Raw genomic sequence first — 21,785 nt, forward strand, 5'->3', positions numbered from 1 at the left:
GGCGCACCTCGATACCGAGCATTCCCTCGATAGAAAAAGGCCGTGCGCATCATCTGCGCACGGTCTTTTGAGTTTCAAATCGAGATAACAGCTAGTCCACGTCCGCCCTGCGCAGCGTGTCCAGCGTCGGCATGGAGGTGACGTTGAAGCCGGCGTCGACGAAGTGGATTTCGCCGGTGACGCCGGCGGAAAGGTCCGAAAGCAGGTAGAGCGCCGAATTGCCGACCTGATCGATGGTCACGGTCTTGCGCAGCGGCGCATTGCGCTGGTTCCAGGAGAGGATCGCGCGCGCATCCGAGATGCCGGCGCCGGCGAGCGTGCGGATCGGGCCGGCCGATATGGCGTTGACGCGGATGCCGCGCGGGCCGTAATCGGCGGCGAGATAGCGCACCGAAGCCTCGAGCGCTGCCTTGGCGACGCCCATGACGTTGTAGTTCGGGATGACGCGCGTCGAGCCGTTATAGGTCAAGGTCAGCATCGCACCGCCGTCTTCCATCAACGGCGCGCAGCGCCTGGCGATCTCGGTGAAGGAGAAACAGGAAATGACCATGGTGCGGCTGAAATTCTCGCGCGTCGTATCGGCGTAGAGACCTTTCAGCTCGTTCTTGTCGGAAAAACCGATGGCGTGGACGATGAAATCGAGCTTGCCCCAGCGCCCTTCGATCGCGTCGACCAAGGCATCGACCGAGGCGATGTCCTCGACGTCGCAGGGCAGCACGAAATCCGAGCCGACTTCGGCGGCAAGCGGCTTGACGCGCTTGCCGAGCGCATCGCCCTGATAGGTGAAGGCGAGGTCCGCACCCTGTGCGGCGAGAGCCTTCGAAATTCCCCAGGCGATCGAGTGGTTGTTGGCGACGCCCATGATGAGGCCGCGCTTACCCTGCATGATTCCAGTCATTTTATTATCCGTTATGGCGCTGGAAGACGAGCGTGGCGTTCGTCCCGCCGAAGCCGAAGGAGTTGGAGAGGGCGATATCGATCTTCGCATTGTCGATACGCTTGCGCACGATCGGCACGCCTTCGAATTCGGGATCGAGCTCGGTGATATGGGCGCTCTCGCCGATGAAGCCATTCTGCATCATCAGCAGGGAATAGATCGATTCCTGCACGCCGGCAGCGCCCAGCGAATGGCCTGTCAGCGACTTGGTCGACTGGATATGCGGAATCCTGGCGCCGAATACCTCGCGGATGGCGCCGATTTCCTTGCTGTCACCGACCGGCGTCGAAGTGCCGTGGGTGTTGACGTAGTCGACGTCGCCTTTGACGGTGGAAAGCGCCTGGCGCATGCAGCGGATGGCGCCCTCGCCCGAGGGGGCGACCATGTCGTAACCGTCCGACGTTGCGCCGTAGCCGACGATTTCGGCGTAGATCTTGGCGCCGCGGGCCTTGGCGTGCTCCAGTTCCTCGAGCACCAGCACGCCGGCGCCGCCGGCGATGACGAAGCCGTCGCGGTTGACGTCATAGGCGCGCGAGGCGCTGTCGGGCGTATCGTTGTACTTGGAGGACATGGCGCCCATGGCGTCGAAGAGGTTGGACATCGTCCAGTCGAGATCTTCGTGGCCGCCGGCAAACATCACGTCCTGCTTGCCCCACTGGATCATCTCGGCGGCGTTGCCGATGCAATGCGCCGAGGTCGAGCAGGCCGACGAGATCGAATAATTGACGCCGTGGATCTTGAACCAGGTAGCGAGTGTGGCCGATGCGGTCGAGGACATTGCCTTCGGCACGGCAAAGGGGCCAATGCGCTTCGGGCTGTTGTTCTTGACGGTGATGTCGGCCGCCTCGATCAGGGTGCGGGTGGACGGGCCGCCCGAGCCCATGATGATGCCGGTGCGCTCGTTCTGAGCGTAGTCCTTCTCTTCCAGCCCGGAATCGGCAAGCGCCTGCTTCATGGCGACATGGTTCCAGGCGCCGCCCTGCGACAGGAAGCGCATGGCGCGGCGATCGACCAGCTCGGCGAGCTCCGCGGCGCCGAGCTTGGGGCTGCCCCAAACCTGGCATTTGAAGCCGTGTTCGGCGAAATCGCTGGAGAAAGAGATACCCGACTTTGCCTGCCGCAAGGATTCGGTGACTTCGGCGGCGTCGTTTCCGATCGAGGACACGATACCCAGACCCGTGACAACTACCCGTCTCATCTGATCAAACCTTTTTTGTTTCGTGAGCCGCTTAAGATGCGGTTCAGGCCGTCTTGTCTTTCGAGAGACCAACACGAAGGTCGGCCGCCTGGTATATGGTCTCGCCGTCGGCCTTCAGCCAGCCGTCGGCCGTGCCGAGGACCAGACGGCCGCGCATGACACGCTTGAAGTCGATGCCATATTCGATCAGCTTCGTATGCGGGCGGACCATGCCCTTGAATTTCACCTCGCCTGTCGACAGCGCCATGCCGCGGCCTTCCTCGCCGAGCCAGCCCAGGAAAAAGCCGGTCAGCTGCCACATGCCGTCAAGGCCGAGGCAGCCCGGCATGATCGGGTTGCCTTCGAAATGGCAGGGAAAATACCAATCGTCGGGGCGCACGTCGTATTCGGCCCTGAGGTAACCCTTGTCGAAGGTCCCGCCGGTTTCGGAAATATCGGTGATGCGGTGAACCATCAGCATGGGCGGCAGGGGAAGCTGCGCATTGCCGGGGCCGAACAGCTCGCCATGTGCGCAGGCGATGAGTTCGTCATACGAGAAGCTGGACTGTCTGGTCGTCATAAAGTTTCTTTTTCCCCCCGCGTGAGCCCGTGGATGTGAACATGTAGTCCAAGTTCTGCAGAAAATGAAGCATGAGCAAGGCAGCTTCATTCACGGTCCCGGACCAAGCTTGCGCTATTATTTGGTGGTCGCATACAGGAAGGCCAGGGCTGCGACCAGACCTATTTGCGTTAAAAGCCGGTTTTCGCCGCGTTTATCAGGCTCTTGTCCCCATTGAACTATTGAAAGGCTCCCGTGCAAAAGTTATACCGCTTGAAGAAACATGATTGCTTTATGCAGGAATAACCGGAGTTGGTTTTGATGACGGGTGCACTCCCGATCGCCATAGAGGTCAGGCTGCGCGGTGCGGGCCTGCGTCCCACCCGCCAGCGTGTCGCGCTCGGCGACCTCCTGTTTGCCAAGGGCGACCGGCATTTGACCGTCGAGGAACTGCATGAGGAGGCGGTTGCCGCCGGTGTGCCGGTGTCGCTGGCAACCGTCTACAACACGCTGCACCAGTTCACCGAAGCCGGTCTTATCCGCGTTCTCGCCGTCGAGAGCGCCAAGACCTATTTCGACACCAATGTTTCCGACCACCACCATTTCTTCGTCGAAGGCGAAAACGAGGTGCTCGACATTCCGGTCAGCAACCTGACGATCGCCAATCTGCCCGAGCCGCCCGAGGGCATGGAGATCGCCCATGTCGACGTGGTGATCCGGCTGCGGGCGAAGCAGAGCTGACGACGCGGCGTCACATGACATCGTCGGGGTGCCGGCCGGGCTTGTGCCTGTAAATCGGAAAAGTCCAGCCGAACCACAGGGCGCCGCCGCGCACCGCAAAGGCCGCGACGACGCCGCAGGCAGACGCCAGATAAAGCGGCATTTCCAGCGCATTGACGAGCGTGAACACACCGGCGCCGATAAGGGCCGCGGTCACGTAGATTTCCGGCCTGAGCAGCACCGAAGGCTCGTTTGCCATCAGATCGCGCAGAATGCCGCCGAAGGTCGCCGTCAGCGTGCCGGTGACGATCGCGATGGTCGGCGAGCCGGTGGCCGCCAGCCCCTTGGCAGCACCCAGCACGCAATAGGCGGCAAGGCCGATCGCATCCAGCCAGATCAGCAGGCGATAGCGCGATTCCAAGAGGTGGGCGGTGAAGAAAACCACGACGCCCATGACGCAGCAGATAAGGATATAGGCGGGGTTCAGCACCCAGAAGACCGGCACGCGGCCGAGCACGATATCACGCACCGTGCCGCCGCCCGTTCCCGTCACCATGGCGAAAAACAGAAAGCCGATCAGGTCCAGCTGCTTGCGCGAGGCGGCGAGCGCGCCTGTGGCGGCAAACAGCGCAATGCCGGCATAATCGAGATAGACGAGCAGAGACATGCGAGCCCCGGAACCGTAGAATATTTCACCAAAAACCACGGCGGCAAGGGCGGCGCAAGGCGGCGCGGCCATAAAGCCAGCCGATAGCGCTTTATCCAAAAGAGGAAAGCCGTGAAAACGCTGGTGCTCGCCGTTCTGAACATTCTCCTGCTGGTGATCATGCCGGCTGCGGCCTTCGGCCAGCAATCGCTGATCTCCGATCCGGAGATCTACGAGAAGAAACATTTCCAGGAGCAGTGCAAGGTGGCCGAATTCGCCGACGGCTTTATCACCCGGCAGGACATCAACAATGACGGGCTGATCGATGCGGTGGTCAACGAAGGCCAGCTCAGCTGCGACGGGCAGAAGGGGCCGCAATGCAACGACGACGGCTGCACCTATAATTTCTATCTGCAGGTGGCCGAAGGCGGTTATTTCATGATCGCGACGGCGCAGATCTACGGCTACGACTTCGTCCAGCGCTTCGGCAACATGGTGCTGGCAATGAAGATGCACCCGCGTTTCTGCGACCGCACCGAGGGTGATCCCTGCATCGTGACGGCCCGCGTGCGCGGCACGAAATTCGTCACCATTTCAAAAAAGTAACTCAGCGCGGATAGAGTTCCGACGTCCGGCCGGCGAGATAATAGCCGACCAGGCCGTACCATTCGCGAATCGCCGTCGCCATGTTCTGGGCATTGAGGTTCGGCTGGGTGAAATCCAGACCCGCCTTCACCTGACCGTCGGTGCGATAATCGGTCGGCCAGGGCACGATCTCGATGCCGAGCTTGCGGAAGATGCCGACGGAGCGCGGCATATGAAAGCCCGAGGTGATCAGCAGGCAATTGGAAAGCCCCTGGCTTGCCAGGAATTCCCTCGTGTTGATGGCGTTTTCGAAGGTGGTACGCGACTGCCTCTCCTCGATCAGGCGATCCCTGCCGACGCCGAAGAGCGGGAAGAAGCGCTCGGATGCCGCCGCATCGCCTTCGTAGATGCCCGAAAGCGAGCCGTCACCGCCCGACACCAGGATGCGCGACTGCGGAAATTTCTGCGCAAGCCGCAGGGCTTCGACGAAGCGGTCGGCGCCGCCATTGAATTCGATGCCGTGGCGGACCGTGTTCACCTCGTTTTCGAAGGCGCCGCCGAGCACGATCATGCATTGCAGGTTCTCCGGATCGGCGGCGGGCTTGGCGAAACGCTGCTCGAGCCCCTGCATCATGAGGTTGCCGGCCGTGGTGTAGAGCGTGACGAAAAGGATCAAGGCCGAAGCCGCTGCGCCGAGGATACTCAAGGCGCGCCAGCGCAGCAGGCCGGCAATGAGGGCAAGGAAGACAAGGAAGAATGCCAGCGACAGCGGCTGCGCGAAAATCCAGACAAGCTTCGAAATCAGGAACAAGACGCTACTCCTTGAGGACGGACGGCGATCCTTCCTATCCGATTCGGGGGTAACAGGAATGCGACGGTTCTATTTGCCGCGCGCAACGGCCGAGTGGTGCGGCGCAAGCTTCTGGTTGAAGCGCCGCTGAAGCGGCCGGGGAATGAACATGGCGGCAAGCGCCAGCGCCATGGCAAAGATGGCGACCAGCCACAAGGCATAAGCGCCGGTCAGCCGCGTCAGAATGGCGCCGGCGATCGCGCCGAGCACCATGCCGCCCCAGGGCACGATCTGGATCGTCCATTCGATCCGACGATCGCCGATGATCCAGCGGCCGATGCCGCGGCCGAAGCGCGACAGCGCGCCTGTGACGTAAGTCAGCCCGATCGGCAGGCCTTCGATGTGTTCGACGGCGGCATTCACCATGCCCATGGAAAAAACGATCATGTAAAAGCGCGCGAGCAGCAGCCCCTGCACCGTCGTCGCCGAGGCGAGCGCCAGGACGAGACCGACGCAGCCGAGCACGACGAATATCCGACGCTCGGAGACATGGGCGATGACGATGCCTGCCGCATTGCCGAGCACGAAAACGAGAATGGCGGAGATCAGCACCGCCGCGTGGTAAAGATTGCCATCGCTCAGGGCGAGGGCCGCCCGCGTCGTGTTGCCGGTCATGAACGAGACAAAATCGCCGGTCAGCAGCAGGCCGGTCGCATCGGTCAAGCCGGCCAGAAACGAGATCGCGCCGACAAGGGCAACCCCCGTCAGGGTTCGTCGGGTACGGATAAGACGGCGGCGTCTTGCTCTGGTCATGGCGGGTCCTGAAGCCGAATCGCTGAGATTGCCACAGCAAAGATACATCCTCTTCATTGAGGAATTGGCAAAGAGGATCGGAAAGGATTTCACCGAGGCGGGAGCGGTTCGCTCGGGCGGGATCGGACCTTGATGACCGGCGATCCCGATCGCTTTGAAAGCCATAGATATTACGTGATGCTACAGGCGCCGCTATAGCGCGGCTGCTAGTATCCAGGCTCGGAAAGCTCCTCCTGAGCGATTGCTGGATGCGTGAATGGCAAGACGTAGCGTGGCTCTTTTTCTTCTTCTGGCAAGTTGCGGGCATCCGGGCGGCGTGATGACGCCGGTTTCGACTTCATCGCCGATACCGCCGTCATCCAGGGTCGACATGCTGGTTGCGACCACGCGCGAGCCTTCCGGGAGCCCGGCCACGCTCTTCAACGGCGAGCGCAGTTCCAAGCCGCATCTGACGCAGATCTCGATTTCGATCCCGGCAAAGCGCGAAGCCGGCACCGTGCAATGGCCGAAGCGTCTTCCGCCCGATCCGGCCACCGACTTTGCCGTGACCCATGTTCAGCAGATCGACACGGTGGCACAGGGCCGCGTCTGGTTCCGGCAGCATGTGAACGGCGGACATGCGCTCGTCTTCGTTCACGGCTTCAACAACACCTATGAGGATTCGGTCTTCCGGCTGGCGCAGATCGTCCACGACAGCAAGATGCAGGCGACGCCGGTCCTGTTCACCTGGCCGTCGCGAGCAGAGATCACCGCCTACGAATACGACAAGGAAAGCACGAACTATTCGCGTACGGCGCTGGAGCAGGCACTGCGCACGCTGGCAGCCGACCCCAACGTCAAGGACATCACCATCATGGCCCACTCGATGGGGACCTGGCTTGCAATGGAATCTCTGCGGCAGATGGGGATACGCGACGGCCACGTCAATTCGAAGATCCACAATGTCATCCTGGCCTCGCCCGACATCGACATCCAGGTCTTCGCCAAACAATATGTGGAGATGGGCGAGCCGCGTCCGAAATTCACGATCTTCGTCTCTCAGGATGACAAGGCTCTTGCGATCTCCAGCTTCATCACCGGGCGGGTCTCCCGTCTCGGTGCCATCAATCCGGCGGAAGAGCCCTATCGTTCCAAGCTGGAAAAAGCCGGCATCACCGCCATCGACCTGACGAAGGTGAAGAGCAACGACAGTCTCAACCACGGCAAGTTCGCCGAAAGCCCGGAGATCGTCCAACTGATCGGCCAGCGCCTGATGACCGGCCAGACGCTCACCGATTCCAATGTCACGCTGGGCCAGGGCATTACCGCGGTGGTCGGCGGAACGGTAACGAATATCGGCACCGTTGCCGCTACCGCCGTGGCGGCACCGGTTGCGATCATCGAGCAGCCCGTCACCCATAAGAGGCCGCCACGACCCGCCGACGGGACGCTCGAGGGCGACCTGAAGCAACAGACGCTGACGCAGTGAGGAGTTCCAGGTTGAAATGGCTTCTTTCCTTCACCGCCGCTTTTTTCGTCGCGTTGAGCGCTTTGGCGCAGGTGCCGCCGGCGGCTCCGCAGCAGAAGATCGACGAACTCGTGCGCCTGCTGCAGGATCCCGAGGTGAAAGCCTGGCTTGACAGCCGCAAGCAGGAGAGCGGGGCCGCGACACCCGCCTCGCCGGCGGGCAATTCGACCTTAGCCAACTGGGAGGCGGGCGCACGGGCGCGCGTGCACGCACTTCTGGCGGCGATCCCGGCAATCCCGACTGAGGTGACGGCAGCGGCGACAAGAGCCAGGAGCGAAGCCGCCAGCAGAGGCTACGCGCCTGTTTTCCTGATATTCGGCGGCCTCGTCGCTTTCGGTCTCGCCGCCGAGGCGGTGTATCGCCGGTTTGCCGCGCGCCGCGAGTCATTGCTCGGCCGGCTTATCCCGGTCGGTATTTTCGCAGGCGCGATGGGCATCGTCTTTTTCGCCGTGGAATGGCCGCCGCTCGCGCGCGTGACGCTGCTTGCCTATCTCTCGGCATTCATCCTGTTTCGATTGGCGGCAGCACTGCTGTCCGCGGCGGCGATGGGGTCATCCCTGCGGCGAAGGCTGTTGATCCTGTTCGGCGTCGTTTGCTTTGCCGTCGCCACCTCGGCCGTGGGCGAGCCGCTTGGCGTGTCCCCTGATGTCCGCAAGGCCATCAGCTACTGCTTTTCCGTGGTCGGGCTGCTGCTTGCCATCGAGGCGGTGTGGTCGGTCTGGGAGGGAAGCCGCGCCAGGAAAGCTGTGATAACGGCCCTCCTCGTCGCCCTGTGGTTCATCTGGTGCCTCAATATGAGGGGCCTGTTCTGGATCGGCATCTATGCGCTGGTGCTGCCTGGGATCCTGAATGCCGTCGGCCGGGCCGCGCTGTCCTTCACCAGCGATGCCGGCAGCCTGCGCGGTATCCTCATCGCCCGAGGCGCACGCGCCGCGGTTATCGCGCTTGCGGTGGGATGGCTGGCGCTCGTCTGGCAGCTCAATCCCGATACTTTGGGTCAGCGCGACCCGATGATCGCCGCCTTGTTCTACGGCGGTCTGAAGAGCGTCCTGATCCTCGTGGTCGCCGACCTTCTCTGGCAGGTGGCGCGGGGCTGGATCGATAGAACCTTGCGGGTATCCACAAGCACGACATCGCTTGCGCCGGCCGACGCCGCCCGCCGCGCCCGGTTCCGCACGCTTCTGCCGATCTTCCGCAATGCGCTGGCCGTCGTTGTCGCGGTGATGGCAGGGCTGATCGTGCTGGCGCAGCTGGGCGTGCAGATCGGCCCGCTGATCGCGGGAGCGGGCATTTTCGGCGTGGCGATCGGTTTCGGCTCGCAGACCCTGGTCAAGGACGTTATCAACGGGGTGTTCTACATGCTCGACGATGCCTTCCGGGTGGGCGAATACATCCAGGCCAAGGACTATAAGGGAACGGTGGAGAGCTTCAGCCTGCGCTCCGTTCGCCTCCGCCATCATCGCGGCCCGGTGTTCACGGTGCCGTTCAGCGAGCTCGGCGCCGTCGAGAACATGAGCCGAGACTGGGTGATCGACAAATTCAGGATCACCGTCGGCTTCGATACCGACATAGACAAGGCGCGCAAGCTGACCAAGAAGATCGGGGTCGAGCTTATGGAAGATCCGGAACTCGGCCAGCACTTCCTCGAACCACTGAAAATGAAGGGTGTCGAGCAGTTCGGCGACTATGGCATCGTGCTGAGCTTCGCCATGACCACGGTTCCCGGCATGCAGACCTATATCCGCCGCAAGGCCTATGCGAGGATTCGCGAGGTGTTCCTGGCCAACGGCATCGCATTCGCGCAGCCAACGGTGCAGGTCGGAGGCGACGACAAGGGCGGCGGCGGCGCGGCGGCGGCGGCTCAAGCGATCCGCGCGCAACAGGCAAACGAGGCGACAGCGGCAAAGTGACACCGCCGGCAAAGCAGATCAAAGTCGCTACGGTTTCAAATCATACGCCTGCTGCGATGCACGAAGCTCCACCAGCGTCTTGCCGACACAGCTGCCGCCGCCTGCACCGCCGATCGCCTTTGCCTGTCCATCGAGCGTGATCGTGCCGGCGATCCGATCGGATGCAACATAGGTCGCGACACCGTCTTGCGAGACACGCGATATGTAAAAGGCATGATAGGTTTCGTTGTATTTGCAATGGATGACCAACGGAAACTGGGAAAAGGGGTCGTCCTGCGCATCGGCGGCAGCCAGTGGAAAAACTGCCAGCAGAGCCTGGGCGCCGACCAGGCCGGCAAAAACTCTTTTGGTCAATCCGATCGATCTTCGGCGGGACGCATGGGCCATGATTCAATCCCTCTAATGACATTAAACCGTCAGGGCGACGAGCGCGTCGCGATCCAGAAGCCGAACAATTCGCTGCGATTTTCCGGCAAGACGAAGGATGCGCTTTTCCCGAAGCTTCGTGAAAGAGCGGGCAACCGTTTCGACCGTCAGCCCAAGATAGTCGGCGATATCGCTGCGAGACATCATCATATCGAATTCCGGATCTTCGGGATGCCGGTCGGCCATCTCCTGAACGAAGGCCGCAAGGCGCTTCAAGGCGCTCTGCTCGCTGATGATGAGCTGTTTGCATTGCGCCTTTGCCAGGTTCGTCAGGGCAATGTGCAAAAGATCTATCGAAACGACGGCGTCCTGATTGGCGCGAACCGGCCTTACGCGGGTTTCGCAGATGGCTTCTGCAAAATCGGTCCGCACATTGCCGTTTTCGAGCCCGAACCACTCGCCCTTGCCGCAGAAGGACAAGATGTGCCGCTGGCCGTTCGATGTCAGGCGGTAGATCCGCACGGCGCCATCTTCGACCTGGTAGATCGCAAAAGCGTGTTCGCCTTCGCTGTAGATCGTTTCGTCGGCGCTGAGTTTGATCGATTGATCCCTTGATGTCGCCGAGGCCGTTCCATGGTGGCGGCCGGGAACCGTGGCGTATTTTCCGATCGCTTGATCCTGAAACATGTGCGTCGCCCCCCATCCACCTCCAGCATAAGCAATCGTCGCACGGCTCGGTATTCGAGAAACCCCTTACGTATTGCTACGGAAGCACGCGATTGCCGGCAGGTGGTATAAAAGCTATCACCCCTTGAGGGCGATATGGCGGTATCGCGGGAGGTCTAGATGGTACCGGAAGAGGGAGGGACCGACCCGACACGTCAAGAACCCGAAAACGTGCGGGCGCAGCTTGATCGTATCCTTGCAAGTCCGGAATTTCTTGCGCCTGAACGCGGGCGCCGCTTTCTGCAATATATTGTCGAAGAGGCGCTTGAAGGCCATGGCGACCAACTCAAGGCCTTTACGATTGCACAAGCTGTCTTCGGACGCGATGCCTCCTTCGATGCACAGAACGATCCGGTTGTCCGTATCGAAGCGGGGCGTATCCGCCGTGCCCTCGAACGATATTATCTCGTATGCGGAAGCAGCGATCCGATAGAGATCACCATTCCCAAAGGGGGCTATGCCCCGCATTTTTCGAGCGGAGAAGGCAGCTCGAACACCGAGGTCGCTGCTGCGCCAAATCGCGTGGCCAAGCCGGGTCAGCTCGGGCATGAGGCACCTCAGCCCGGGCATGAGCGGCCGATGCGCTATCGCGATCTCCTGCTGCCGATCGGCATTCCCGCCCTCTTCGGCACAATGGCGGTGCTCGCCCTCATCCGTCCGCTCGAATCCTACCTCTCGCCATCGAAACCGCCGCCGGCTCCTGTCGCCTCGACATCGAAGAGCAAGACCAGGATCGTCGTCGAACCCTTCGCTGCCCTCGGCGGCGCCGCGCGAGGCTCGGATTTTGCCAAGGGACTGGCCGATCAGCTGATCGCCAAACTGATGAAAATGGACAGCATCGTCGTGCTTGCGCCCGGCCGATTCGACATGGAGACGATCGGCTCGCTGCTCAGCCTGCAGGGAAGCACCCTTGTCGAGGGCACGGTCCTGCACCTGCATGTCCGCCTGATCAACGGCGCCGACGGCACGGTCGTCTGGGCAAATCAATATGATCGCGATCTCAGCAATCAAACCATCCTCGATGTCGAGGACGAAATCGCCGCCAAGATCACCATGGAAATTTCAAACAGCCGCAAACTGAGCGGCGCAGGCCCTGCCCCATAGCCGCACGACCCGGGACCCGCGTTTCCGATCGCCCGCCCATCCGGCTCGTTGGTTCCATCATCCTCCCGGGGGCAGCTCAACGGCCACGCCTGCGGCGCGCAGGCCGTCGAAGAACCTTTCCTGATCCTCCGGGCGCTGCAGGCGCAGGGAAATCTCCTGGCGGATGTTCGTCATCAATGCCGGCGCGTGGGTATGGAGCCAATCCCGCTCCAGCTTGGCCTCGTCCATCTTGCCTGCGGCTCCGAGAATCGACAGCAAGGCAAGATGGCGCATAGGGTTACCGTCGAGATCGGATATTCGCGACCATTGTTCCGCCGCTTCGATATCGCCCCTCATCAATGCGCACATCGCCATGCCGCCCTCATAATAGCCTGTGGGACCAGCATTTTTGTCGAGCGCGATCGATATCAGCTCGCAACCCGATTGCCATTTTCCGGACATCGCCAATCTCAGGCCATACTCGCCCGCAACCTCCACATCGCCGGGATTTGCGGCATAGGCTGCCGTCCCGGCCGCAAGTGCCTTGTCGATATCTCCCCGGAAGAAACTCACCAGCATAACGGCGCGAAGCACCCGGGGATTGTCCGGCGCCAGCGATGCGGCCCGCTGCGCCGAATCGGCTGCCAATGCAAGCGCCGCGGTTGAAGATGGCGTACCGAGCCTGTAGCGAAATCTCACTTCATCAAGATAGACCAGAGACAAGAGCGCCCAGGACGTCGCGTTGTCCGGGATATGCCGGGTTGCCTGTAGCAGGCACTCGCGCACCGCGCTGTGGCTTTGCGTGGTCATCGTCTGGAGATAGCCATAATAGGCAAGGGTACAGGCCTGGACATCTTGATCCGCCTTCTGCGCAATCAAAGCCGTTTCTGTTTGAAAGATGGCGCCATTGGGTTGCGCGATCGCGCCGGCGATTTGCCGGGCTACACCCGTTTGAAGCTCGAGCTTGTTTTGAGCGCGAAGGTCGGCATCGAAACTATTGGCCCAGATGACGGCGCCGTCCGTCTGGCGCACCAGCATGGCAACGGAGCGCCATCTGCTTCCGTCCGTCTGGATATTGCCCTGAAGCGCATAGTCGGCAGCAGCGCCGTGATCACCTGTCGAGGGATCGGCGACCACGACGATGTCATCGAACTGGGCAAGTTGACCGATAACGTCGTCCCTGAGGCCGCGGGCTATATCCGCGCTGGGATCGGCGGAGCTGTTCTGTGCAAACAGCTCGACAGCGACCGTGGGCGCGGAGACTGTTGACGGCGGCGTGCTCGGGGCGCCTCGCGCAACAAAAAGTGCAGAGGCAAGAGCGAGGAGAGGAAGAATGAGGACGGCCAGCAGGCCGGTTGAGCGGCCGCGGGCGCTCGGCAGCGCCGGGCGGTGCGTCTCCCCACGCGATTGGCCTTGATGCGCAAGTTCCGCGATCTCAGCGTTTTCGGGCTCGGTTTGAGGCGGCGGCGACGCCTCCCTGATATATTCGAAATGCGGCACGTATCCGCCTTTCGGCACCGTAATAACGACCTCGTCCGCCTGGCCGGCGACGAGATAATAACGTTCCAGCGCCTTTCGTATGCGGCCGGCCTCGATCCGGACGACCGGATCATTCTGCGGATCGAATGACGCTTCCCGACCAAAAACCACATTTGCGATGGTAAAGGCCTTCAGGAAACCTGATCGGCCGGCAAGCGTCTCGTTGACAACAAATTCCAAAAAATTCCGGCCGCGCTGCGGCGCGTGAAATTCTTCGCTTGCGAGAATTCGCTCGACTTGCTGGCAGATTTCCTCAGCCGTCGGTCCAAGACTGCTGAATATATTGAACTGTGTTGCGTTTCTCATGATCGCCCCTACGACTAGATCACGCAATTATGTAAGCATATTCTAAATCATCATATCGCACGAGCTTAAAGTTGCAAGCATCGCTTCTCCAAATTATCGGGCGCAGGCTGGCCAGGCGTCGGCCGATGAGATCCACCCGGGTTCGGTTGACTGCCCAACTGCGTCGATGGCGATGGCCATACGCATGAGCTCTGCAAGATTGCGCGCTCCCATCTTGACCATCACATTGGCGCGATGGACCTCGACTGTACGCGAGCTGATGCCGAGATGATAAGCGATCATCTTGTTCTGCAAACCATCGAGAACGCCGATCAGAACCTGATGTTCGCGGTCTGTAAGCTGACGAACGCGCGCCGCGACGCTTTCGGAGTCGGCAATTGCCCGGCCTGCCCGCCTTTGCCCCATGGCCAGATTGATCGCCGCGATCAATGTTTCCTCCCCGAGGGGCTTTTCCAGGAAATCCGACGCTCCCGCCTTCATCGCCTGAACGGCCGCGGCGACATCGCCCTGGCCGGTGATGACGATCGCCGGAACGTCCATATTGAATCGTCGCAGACGGTGGAGCAATTCGATGCCGTCGACGTCAGGCATGCGCAGATCCGTCACCAGGCAGTTTCGGCCCGAAAGGGGCAGAAGATCCAGAAATGCTTTGGCGCAGCTATGCGCCCGCACGGCAAAACCGGCCGACACCAGCAGGAATGTCAAAGATCGTCTCAACGCCTCCTCGTCATCGACGAGATGGATGGTCAGGTCGTTCGTCATTGATTTCGGTCTCCACCAGCGGAAGCGAGAACGAGAAGACTGAGCCGCTGTCAGTTCTGTTACGCGCGCTTATGCGGCCTCCATGCGCCTCGACAATGCGCTTGGACAATGCCAAGCCCATCCCAAGGCCGTGCGGCTTGCCGGTTACGAAGGGACGAAACAACGACTCTTCGATCTCGGCTGCAATCCCACTGCCGTTGTCGGACACCTCGACAACGAGATACGAGGAACTGTCTACCATTGTGCAGATCGCAATCGACGGCTGTTCGACACACTCGGTCGCCTCCAAGGCGTTGCGAACGAGGTTCGTCAGCACCTGCACGATCTGAACGCGATTTCCAAGAACGGTGTCCTGCACCGCTTCGAGCCGAAAGTCGGTGTGAAGGTCTTTTCGCCGCGACCCGATGAGCGTAAGCGTTGTCGCCCGATGGATCAGCTCGTGCATCGCCTCCGGTTTCCTCTCGGAAGCGCCGCGTTCTGCGAATTCTCTGACGTTCTGGACGATACTTCCTGCCCATAGCGCGTGCTGCGTAATTTCCAACAGCGCTTCGCGAAGCTCCTCGCCGCGCTGCGGGCGGCTGCTCGCGACAAGACGCCCGCACCCTTCGGAATAGGCTGCGATAGACGACAGCGGCTGGGAAAGTTCATGGGCAAGAACGGATGCCATTTCTCCCAGTTCAGTCATTCTTGCAAGGCGGGCAATCTCGTGCTGCAGCTCCTGAACTTGCTGCAAAATCTCGCGCTCGGCACGAAAGTCCTCGAAAACCGCCGCAGTGAAAACGCCTTCTTCGTCATGCTTGCGGATAATGGTGAGGGCTGTCGGAAATTGAACTCCGCTCTTGGTGATCGCCAGGCCGGCTCGCACCGCCCCTTGGTCTGCCCAGCGTCCATTCAATCGAACATTCGGTGTCGGACGCCAGACAAAGCCGATTTTTCGGCCAATCAATTCGCGCTCCTCATAACCGAACAAGGCGACCGCGGCCTTGTTGCAGGCTGAGATTCTATGGCTGTCGCTGATAAAAAACACCGCGTCCGGCATGTGTTCGTGGAGTTGCCGGATCCAATCCATCCGCAGCCCGCCGTTTCCTTCGCACATGGCTGGCGGCGATGTCATAGGGGGGACTTGTCGTGCAACGCCGGGGCCGGCTTCGGCGACGGCATCCGGCGCCTCCATCTTGATGGACATGATGGTCTCCTCCGCCCCTTGAGAAGTATTGGCCCAGGGACCGTCTTTCCTCCATAACCGCACCACAATATCACCTCTGGGCGGGTAATCCGTGTAGTATCGCGTAGCCTCTATTGTTCTTGTCTCGCGAACTTTTGGCGCAAACCCCGTCGCCGGCGTCCCACTTCGTCGCCATTGATCCGGCTCAATGCCGCCGCCGCACCGTTCCGCTATCGTGAGGGGCCATTTGAGGGAGTTGGAAGATAGGGACGCCCTTGCCATCGCAATCGCAACCGCCGCGGCAATGATGACGCCGGTCGGCGGCGAGCCGCAAGGAATATCGGCGAATGAGCGACCCGTCGGATCTATTTCCGCAGACAAGACCCGCAACGCAATTGCGGCTCGTCACCGTCGGGCCAGAACATGCCGGTTGGGTGATTGGCGTGCCGGAACAACAACCCCGTGTCCGGTTGGCGCTGATGGATCGTCGGGAGGGTTCGGTGATGTGGCGGGTGCCCGTCGAAGCTCCGTTCGAACAGGATATAGAACTCGCCGTCATCGACGACGAAGGCGTCCATGCCCTGGTTTTCCCCTGTCAGCGTCTGGCTGATGGCTGGATCAACGCGGTGACCGGCGAGGTGCTCGACATTCACCCCACCCATTGGCGCCCGTGGCAAATCGATCAATGCGACGTTTCGGGTCTCCAGTGACCTCCCGGCCTCGGGCCGGCGAAGAGGACCGCACATACCGCGCGGCGGATTGTCTGCGATCAATGACACGACCGTGCAGGCCGAAATAATCTGGTTTTTGAAGAAGGGGCGGCATGGCCGCGATCCGAATGCGAAGGAGGACCACATGCGTGGTTTCGGGGTTCACTCGGAGGTGGGGAAATTAAGAACCGTCATGGTTTGCAGACCGTCTCTGGCGCATCAGCGCCTGACGCCTGCGAATTGCCATGACCTGCTTTTTGACGATGTCCTATGGGTTCACGAGGCCCAGAAGGATCATTTTGATTTTGTGCTGAAGATGCAGGAACGGGGCGTTGAAGTTCTCGAGCTTCACGACTTGCTCGGTCAGACCCTTGCCAACAAGCAGGCGCGTGATTTCATCTTGGACCGGCGCATTACCCCGAATGTGCTTGGCTCGCAAATCGCCGAGGCGATGCGGCCATGGCTTGATGAAATGCCCGCCGCCCAACTCGCCGCATTCATGATCGGCGGCATCGCAATCTCCGACCTGCCCGAAGTCAAGGCGAAGTCGCTGATGCTCAGCGCCTTGCCGGAGACGGATTTCGTCATCCCGCCGATCCCGAACACCTTGTTTCAGCGCGACCCCTCCTGCTGGATCTACGGCGGCGTGACCTGCAACCCGATGTTCTGGCCGGCAAGACGCGCCGAGACGCTGATTCAGCGCGCGATCTACAAGTTTCATCCAATTTTTCTTGGCAGCGATTTCCAGATCTGGTGGGGCGATTCGGACCAGCCGTTCGCCAACGCCTCGATGGAGGGAGGCGACGTCATGCCGATCGGCAACGGCACCGTTCTGATCGGCATGGGCGAGCGCACGACCTATCAGGCCGTCGGCCAGGTGGCGCAGGCCCTGTTCAGGAGCAAGGCCGCAAAGCGGGTGATCGGCTGCCTGATGCCGAAGAGCCGTGCGGCAATGCACCTCGACACCGTTTTCAGCTTTTGCGATCGCGATGTCGTCACCCTGTTTGCCGAGGTCGTCGATCAGGTCCGCTGCTACAGCATGCACCCCAGAGACGACGACGGCACATTCGAGATTCATCCCGAAAACCGGCCAATGCTCGATGTCGTCGCCGAGGCGCTCGACCTGCCGCGATTGCGCACCGTCGAAACCGGCGGCAATTCCTACCAGGCCGAGCGGGAACAATGGGACGACGGCAACAATGTCGTCGCCCTCGAGCCCGGCGTCGTCGTCGCCTACGACCGCAACACCTATACGAACACGCTTCTGCGTAAGGCGGGGATCGAGGTCATCACCATTCGCGGTTCCGAACTCGGCCGTGGCCGTGGCGGCGGGCATTGCATGACATGCCCCATCTGGCGCGACCCTGCTTACTGACGTTTCACACCCACGAACCAGACCGACGGAGCAAGATCATGAGCTTCAATCTGCGCAATCGCTCGCTACTGACCGTGCAGGATTATACCCCGCGGGAATTCCGCTATCTCCTCGACCTCGCCCGCGATCTGAAGCGGGCCAAATACGCCCGCACCGAACAGGAGCACCTGAAGGGCAAGGAGATCTGCCTGATTTTCGAGAAGACCTCGACGCGAACGCGGTGCGCCTTCGAAGTCGCATGCTCGGACCAGGGCGCCAATGTGACCTATCTCGATCCGTCAGGTTCGCAGATCGGCCACAAGGAATCCTTCAAGGATACGGCGCGGGTGCTGGGGCGCATGTATGATGCGATCGAATATCGCGGCTCTGCGCAGAAAGGCGTGGAAACGCTGGCAAAATACGCCGGTGTGCCGGTCTATAACGGACTGACGGACGAGTATCATCCGACGCAGATGATCGCCGACGTCATGACGATGCGCGAACATAGCGACAAGCCGATCGCCCAGATCAAATATGCCTATGTCGGCGACACGCGCTCGAATATGGGACATTCGCTGCTGATCGTCGGCTGCCTGCTCGGCATGGATGTACGCATCTGCGGCCCGAGATCGCTGTGGCCCTCCGAAGAATATATGACGATCGCCAAGGAGCTTCAGCAAAACTCCGGCGCGCGCCTGCTGGTCACCGACGATCCCAAGGAGGCCGTCAAGGATGTCGATTTCATCCACACCGATGTCTGGGTCTCGATGGGCGAACCGAAGGATGTCTGGCGCGAGCGCATCAAGTTGCTCACCCCCTATCAGGTCAATAAGAGCCTGATGAAGGCCACCGGCAATCCGCAGGCCAAGTTCATGCATTGCCTGCCGGCATTCCACGACACCGAAACAACGCTCGGCAAACAGATCGCCGAAGATTACGGCATGGAGAACGGCCTTGAAGTGACCAATGAGGTCTTCGAGTCCGAGGCCAATGTCGCCTTCGAGCAGGCGGAAAACCGCCTCCACACGATCAAGGCCCTGCTCGTCGCGACCCTGGGAGATTGACATGCGTGTGGTCATTGCGCTTGGCGGCAATGCGCTTCTCCGGCGCGGGGAAGCCATGACCGCCGATACCCAGAGACGGAATGCGCGCGTCGCGGCTCAGGCGATCGCGCCCTTGGCAGCCGAACATGAGATCGTGGTGACGCACGGAAATGGGCCGCAGGTCGGCCTGCTTGCCCTTCAGGGGGCAGCCTACAAACCCGAGGAAGCCTATCCGCTCGACGTTCTCGGCGCCGAGACCGAGGGCATGATCGGCTATATGCTGGAACAGGAACTCGGCAATCTCCTGCCGTTCGAACAGCCTTTGGCCACGCTGCTGACCATGGTCGAAGTCGATGCCGCCGATCCGGGCTTCCAGAACCCCACCAAGTTCGTCGGTCCGGTCTACGAACAGGCGGAGGCGGAGCGGATCCGCGCGGAAAAAGGCTGGGTGTTCAAGCAGGACGGCGAAAAGTGGCGGCGTGTCGTCGCCTCGCCGGCGCCCAAACGTATCTTCGAGATCCGTCCGGTCCGCTGGCTGCTGGAGCAGCGCACGATCGTCATCTGTGCGGGCGGCGGCGGCATTCCGACGATGTACGAAAAGGGCGCCGACCGGAAGCTGATCGGTGTCGAAGCCGTGATCGACAAGGATCTCTGCTCGGAGCTTCTGGCGCGCGAGCTTTCCGCCGATCTGCTGATCATGGCGACGGATGCCGAGGCCGTCTGCACCGATTGGGGCAAGCCGTCGCAGAAGGCGATCCATCGCGCCCGTCCCGCTGATTTCAAGCAGTTTGCCTTCCCGGCCGGATCGATGGGCCCCAAGGTCGATGCCGCCTGCCATTTTGCCCGCACGGGCGGCAGGACCGCAGCGATCGGATCGCTCGCCGACATTTCGGGAATGGTGCGCGGCGAACGCGGAACCATCATCAGTGAAAACTTTGCCGGCCTGAGTTGGCATACCTGAACACTCGTCCGACCCTTATCCCGACACGGCCGGGTGCCGCGTTGCAGCACCGCCCGCCGTCTCCTGGCGTTCGATCGCCGGCGCGGCGTTCCGCCTTTGCCAGACATAGACGGGGATCCCGAGCATCAGCAGCACCAGCCCATAGAGCACCGGCTCCGCGCCCGAGCCATAGAGGGTGAAGATCGCAAAAACGAAGGCGATCAGTTCGATGACGCTTACGCGCGGCATTCGCCCGAGCGTCGCGCCCGCGACGAGCGTTCCGGCCAGCGAACAGAAGGCATAGGGGACGACGGCGGCCATCGTGCTCAGCCCGACCATCAGCCGATAGACTGCGGCGAATCCTTCGGCCCCGAAGGCCTGAACGAGAACCAGCAGGGTTGCGAACAGGGCCGAGACGATCATGCCCAGAGCCGGTACGCCGCGGGACGAGAGCCGCGCGAAAAGCGGAGGAAACAGCCCGTCCCGGGCGGCGGCCATCGGCACTTGTCCCATCAGCAGGGTCCAGCCGTTCAAGGCGCCGATCGAAGAGACCAGGACGGCGATCGAGATCGCCAGTTCGCCGCCGCGCCCCCACATGATGCCCGCGGCTTGCGAGAACGGCGCCACCGAGTGAACGAGCTGCTCGCGCGGCACGAGGCCCATCACCACGATGGTGCCGAGCACATAAAGCGCTGCAGCGATCGAGATCCCCAGGACGGTGGAGCGCGGGATGGTCCGCTCCGCATCCTCAACATCGCCTGCGGGCACGGTCGCCGATTCCAACCCGAGATAGGCAAACATCGTCAGCGGCGCCAGCGTCGCGACCGATTGCAGCAGCGGCTGGCCGCTTGGATTGAATTCGGAGAAATGCGACGTGTCGATGAAGAGAAGACCGATGATGGCGACTGCGCCGAAGGGGAGCAGCTTGGCGTAGGTGGTGACCTGCGCAAAGAGGCCGGCCGCGTGAACGCCGCGAAGATTGACGAGCACGATCGCCCAGATCACACCAAGCGTCAGCACCGTCGCGGTGAAGCGGTTGCCGAGGGCTGGAAAGAGATCGATCATCACGCCGGCAAAGGCAATGGCGATGACCGGAAGCGATGTCCAGATGGAAATCCAGTAGCCCCAGGCGATCAGGAAACCGGCGAAGTCGCCATAGGCAAGCCTTGTATAGGCGTAGGGACCGCCGACGGCAGGCACCAGGCGCGCCAGCCGCGCGAAGGTCAGGCCGAGGCAGATTGCTCCCGCACCCATGACGATCCAGACGAGGATCGCGAGATTGCCATAGGGTGCTACTGCGGCCGGGGAAAGATAAAAGCCCGACCCCACCATGTTTCCGACGACGATAGCGGTGCAGGCGGCAAGTCCCAGACTCTTGCCATTTGGCGACGTTGTCATGGTGCCCTCCCCAGAGACGTCCTTTCCGATGCCGATATCGCCGCGGACATCTGCTGCCGGATGCAATCTTCCTCCCAAAGAATAGACGCTGCAATCCGGTTCAATGCGTAGTGGGCGGGGCGTAGTGGATGGGACCGTCTCCAGCATCATACAATCCAGTGGTTATCGGCCATCTGCTTGTTTGAACACCATTGATCCTACGCAATGCCTGGCGCCGGCGCATGAGCTATCTTGCGCAACCGAACATCATTCGGTTCTCGGGAGCTAGAGCGATGAAGATGGCCGTGATCATTGGACTTGCCGTATTGACTGCCGCCGCCGGAATTGCCCCGGTCGAGGCCCAGCAGACTAGACGCGAATATCGGAGAATGAACTGGAGCGAGAATCTGCCCGAGGCGGTGCGAACCTATCACGACAGACGGTTTACCATCGTCAGCTACAGGATGGCCGATTTTTCCGAGACCGGCTCACACCCTCAACAGGGAAGCGATGAGCACGTCAAAGCCATCCGGGATGCAATTCGCGCCAACAAGTGGCTTACGGCTCAACTCAAAACCAAGAAGCTTACCGCCAATGACATCGAATGGGTGTCGCGGGCGCGCAACGGCAATATGACCTTCTACACAAAATGACCGGCTACACAAAATGACCGGCACCTGCGCCGGGCAGATTTCAGGCTGAGCCGCATGCGGCGTCTTCCCTGGATCATCGCCCGCCTGCCGCAGGACGGCTGCGACCGGCAGGAGAAA

At 61.2% G+C, this 21,785-nt stretch carries 22 protein-coding genes; 10 read left to right on the forward strand and 12 right to left on the reverse strand.

Going from position 1 to position 21,785, the window contains the following annotated elements; all coding sequences use genetic code 11:
- Nucleotides 1-91: 91 nt before the first annotated feature.
- From fabI to fabA, 3 genes are read right to left on the reverse strand one after another with little or no spacing between them, the layout of a single operon-like run.
- Nucleotides 92-898: an enoyl-ACP reductase FabI gene (fabI, locus tag AF337_RS05160; protein ID WP_049731275.1), complete on the reverse strand. Its 807-nt coding sequence runs from the start codon at nt 896-898 to the stop codon at nt 92-94.
- 4 nt (nt 899-902) lie between these two features.
- A complete protein-coding gene (gene fabB, locus AF337_RS05165) occupies nt 903-2,135 on the reverse strand; it encodes a beta-ketoacyl-ACP synthase I (RefSeq protein WP_049731276.1) in 1,233 nt (410 codons plus the stop codon).
- A gap of 43 nt (nt 2,136-2,178) precedes the next feature.
- Nucleotides 2,179-2,694 (reverse strand): 3-hydroxyacyl-[acyl-carrier-protein] dehydratase FabA, encoded by a 516-nt coding sequence (gene fabA / locus AF337_RS05170; protein WP_003589358.1) that lies wholly within the window; start codon nt 2,692-2,694, stop codon nt 2,179-2,181.
- A 300-nt stretch (nt 2,695-2,994) separates the two neighbouring features.
- Between fabA and irrA the strand changes: the two genes are divergently transcribed.
- Nucleotides 2,995-3,414 (forward strand): iron response transcriptional regulator IrrA, encoded by a 420-nt coding sequence (gene irrA / locus AF337_RS05175; RefSeq protein WP_049731277.1) that lies wholly within the window; start codon nt 2,995-2,997, stop codon nt 3,412-3,414.
- Between the two features lie 10 nt (nt 3,415-3,424).
- Here irrA and AF337_RS05180 read toward each other — a convergent pair whose 3' ends face one another.
- A complete protein-coding gene (locus AF337_RS05180; RefSeq protein ID WP_049731349.1) occupies nt 3,425-4,060 on the reverse strand; it encodes a trimeric intracellular cation channel family protein in 636 nt (211 codons plus the stop codon).
- Nucleotides 4,061-4,171: 111 nt separating this feature from the next.
- Between AF337_RS05180 and AF337_RS05185 the strand changes: the two genes are divergently transcribed.
- Entirely contained in the window at nt 4,172-4,645 is a 474-nt protein-coding gene (locus AF337_RS05185) for a hypothetical protein (protein ID WP_049731278.1), read from the forward strand.
- 1 nt (nt 4,646) lies between these two features.
- Here AF337_RS05185 and AF337_RS05190 read toward each other — a convergent pair whose 3' ends face one another.
- Nucleotides 4,647-5,435 (reverse strand): YdcF family protein, encoded by a 789-nt coding sequence (locus AF337_RS05190; protein WP_049731279.1) that lies wholly within the window; start codon nt 5,433-5,435, stop codon nt 4,647-4,649.
- A 69-nt stretch (nt 5,436-5,504) separates the two neighbouring features.
- A complete protein-coding gene (locus AF337_RS05195) occupies nt 5,505-6,227 on the reverse strand; it encodes a YoaK family protein (RefSeq protein ID WP_049731350.1) in 723 nt (240 codons plus the stop codon).
- 256 nt (nt 6,228-6,483) lie between these two features.
- Here AF337_RS05195 and AF337_RS05200 point away from each other — a divergent pair, with 256 nt between their 5' ends.
- Nucleotides 6,484-7,695 carry an alpha/beta hydrolase gene (locus AF337_RS05200; protein ID WP_049731280.1) on the forward strand — a complete coding sequence of 404 codons (1,212 nt, stop codon included), beginning with the start codon at nt 6,484-6,486 and terminating at the stop codon, nt 7,693-7,695.
- Nucleotides 7,696-7,706: 11 nt separating this feature from the next.
- Nucleotides 7,707-9,644 carry a mechanosensitive ion channel family protein gene (locus AF337_RS05205; RefSeq protein WP_049731281.1) on the forward strand — a complete coding sequence of 646 codons (1,938 nt, stop codon included), beginning with the start codon at nt 7,707-7,709 and terminating at the stop codon, nt 9,642-9,644.
- A gap of 27 nt (nt 9,645-9,671) precedes the next feature.
- On the opposite strand, the gene AF337_RS05210 is transcribed toward AF337_RS05205, so the two are convergent.
- A complete protein-coding gene (locus tag AF337_RS05210; protein ID WP_049731282.1) occupies nt 9,672-10,031 on the reverse strand; it encodes a hypothetical protein in 360 nt (119 codons plus the stop codon).
- Between the two features lie 21 nt (nt 10,032-10,052).
- Nucleotides 10,053-10,697, reverse strand: a complete 645-nt coding sequence (locus tag AF337_RS05215; RefSeq protein WP_049731283.1) for a helix-turn-helix domain-containing protein — start codon at nt 10,695-10,697, stop codon at nt 10,053-10,055.
- 159 nt (nt 10,698-10,856) lie between these two features.
- Here AF337_RS05215 and AF337_RS05220 point away from each other — a divergent pair, with 159 nt between their 5' ends.
- Complete coding sequence (locus tag AF337_RS05220) at nt 10,857-11,840, forward strand: hypothetical protein (protein WP_049731284.1); 984 nt, start codon at nt 10,857-10,859, stop codon at nt 11,838-11,840.
- A gap of 57 nt (nt 11,841-11,897) precedes the next feature.
- Here the strand turns inward: AF337_RS05220 and AF337_RS05225 are convergent, their stop codons facing one another.
- The 3 genes from AF337_RS05225 to AF337_RS05235 form a co-directional block, all read right to left on the reverse strand.
- Nucleotides 11,898-13,664 carry a hypothetical protein gene (locus AF337_RS05225; protein WP_193393573.1) on the reverse strand — a complete coding sequence of 589 codons (1,767 nt, stop codon included), beginning with the start codon at nt 13,662-13,664 and terminating at the stop codon, nt 11,898-11,900.
- A 93-nt stretch (nt 13,665-13,757) separates the two neighbouring features.
- On the reverse strand, nt 13,758-14,426 hold the full coding sequence (locus AF337_RS05230) for a response regulator transcription factor (protein WP_049731286.1): 669 nt from the start codon (nt 14,424-14,426) through the stop codon (nt 13,758-13,760).
- The gene (locus AF337_RS05235; protein ID WP_049731287.1) at nt 14,392-15,612 is read right to left on the reverse strand and encodes a sensor histidine kinase; all 1,221 of its coding nucleotides are present in this window, start codon (nt 15,610-15,612) and stop codon (nt 14,392-14,394) included. The genes AF337_RS05230 and AF337_RS05235 overlap by 35 nt, the downstream gene beginning before the upstream one ends.
- Nucleotides 15,613-15,938: 326 nt before the next feature.
- Here AF337_RS05235 and AF337_RS46205 point away from each other — a divergent pair, with 326 nt between their 5' ends.
- The 4 genes from AF337_RS46205 (at nt 15,939) to arcC (ending at nt 19,659) form a co-directional block, all read left to right on the forward strand.
- Nucleotides 15,939-16,301 (forward strand): hypothetical protein, encoded by a 363-nt coding sequence (locus AF337_RS46205; RefSeq protein WP_167347729.1) that lies wholly within the window; start codon nt 15,939-15,941, stop codon nt 16,299-16,301.
- A 145-nt stretch (nt 16,302-16,446) separates the two neighbouring features.
- Nucleotides 16,447-17,676: an arginine deiminase gene (arcA, locus tag AF337_RS05245; RefSeq protein ID WP_049731352.1), complete on the forward strand. Its 1,230-nt coding sequence runs from the start codon at nt 16,447-16,449 to the stop codon at nt 17,674-17,676.
- A gap of 38 nt (nt 17,677-17,714) precedes the next feature.
- Nucleotides 17,715-18,719: an ornithine carbamoyltransferase gene (locus AF337_RS05250; protein WP_049731288.1), complete on the forward strand. Its 1,005-nt coding sequence runs from the start codon at nt 17,715-17,717 to the stop codon at nt 18,717-18,719.
- Nucleotide 18,720: 1 nt separating this feature from the next.
- Nucleotides 18,721-19,659 (forward strand): carbamate kinase, encoded by a 939-nt coding sequence (arcC, locus tag AF337_RS05255; RefSeq protein ID WP_049731289.1) that lies wholly within the window; start codon nt 18,721-18,723, stop codon nt 19,657-19,659.
- 15 nt (nt 19,660-19,674) lie between these two features.
- Here arcC and AF337_RS05260 read toward each other — a convergent pair whose 3' ends face one another.
- Nucleotides 19,675-21,036 carry an amino acid permease gene (locus AF337_RS05260; RefSeq protein WP_049731353.1) on the reverse strand — a complete coding sequence of 454 codons (1,362 nt, stop codon included), beginning with the start codon at nt 21,034-21,036 and terminating at the stop codon, nt 19,675-19,677.
- A gap of 272 nt (nt 21,037-21,308) precedes the next feature.
- Here AF337_RS05260 and AF337_RS05265 point away from each other — a divergent pair, with 272 nt between their 5' ends.
- The gene (locus AF337_RS05265) at nt 21,309-21,668 is read left to right on the forward strand and encodes a hypothetical protein (RefSeq protein ID WP_184342753.1); all 360 of its coding nucleotides are present in this window, start codon (nt 21,309-21,311) and stop codon (nt 21,666-21,668) included.
- Nucleotides 21,669-21,785: the final 117 nt, after the last annotated feature.

Origin of the sequence: Rhizobium ecuadorense, assembly GCF_001187535.1 — a bacterium.
Classification (GTDB): Bacteria; Pseudomonadota; Alphaproteobacteria; order Rhizobiales; family Rhizobiaceae; genus Rhizobium; species Rhizobium ecuadorense.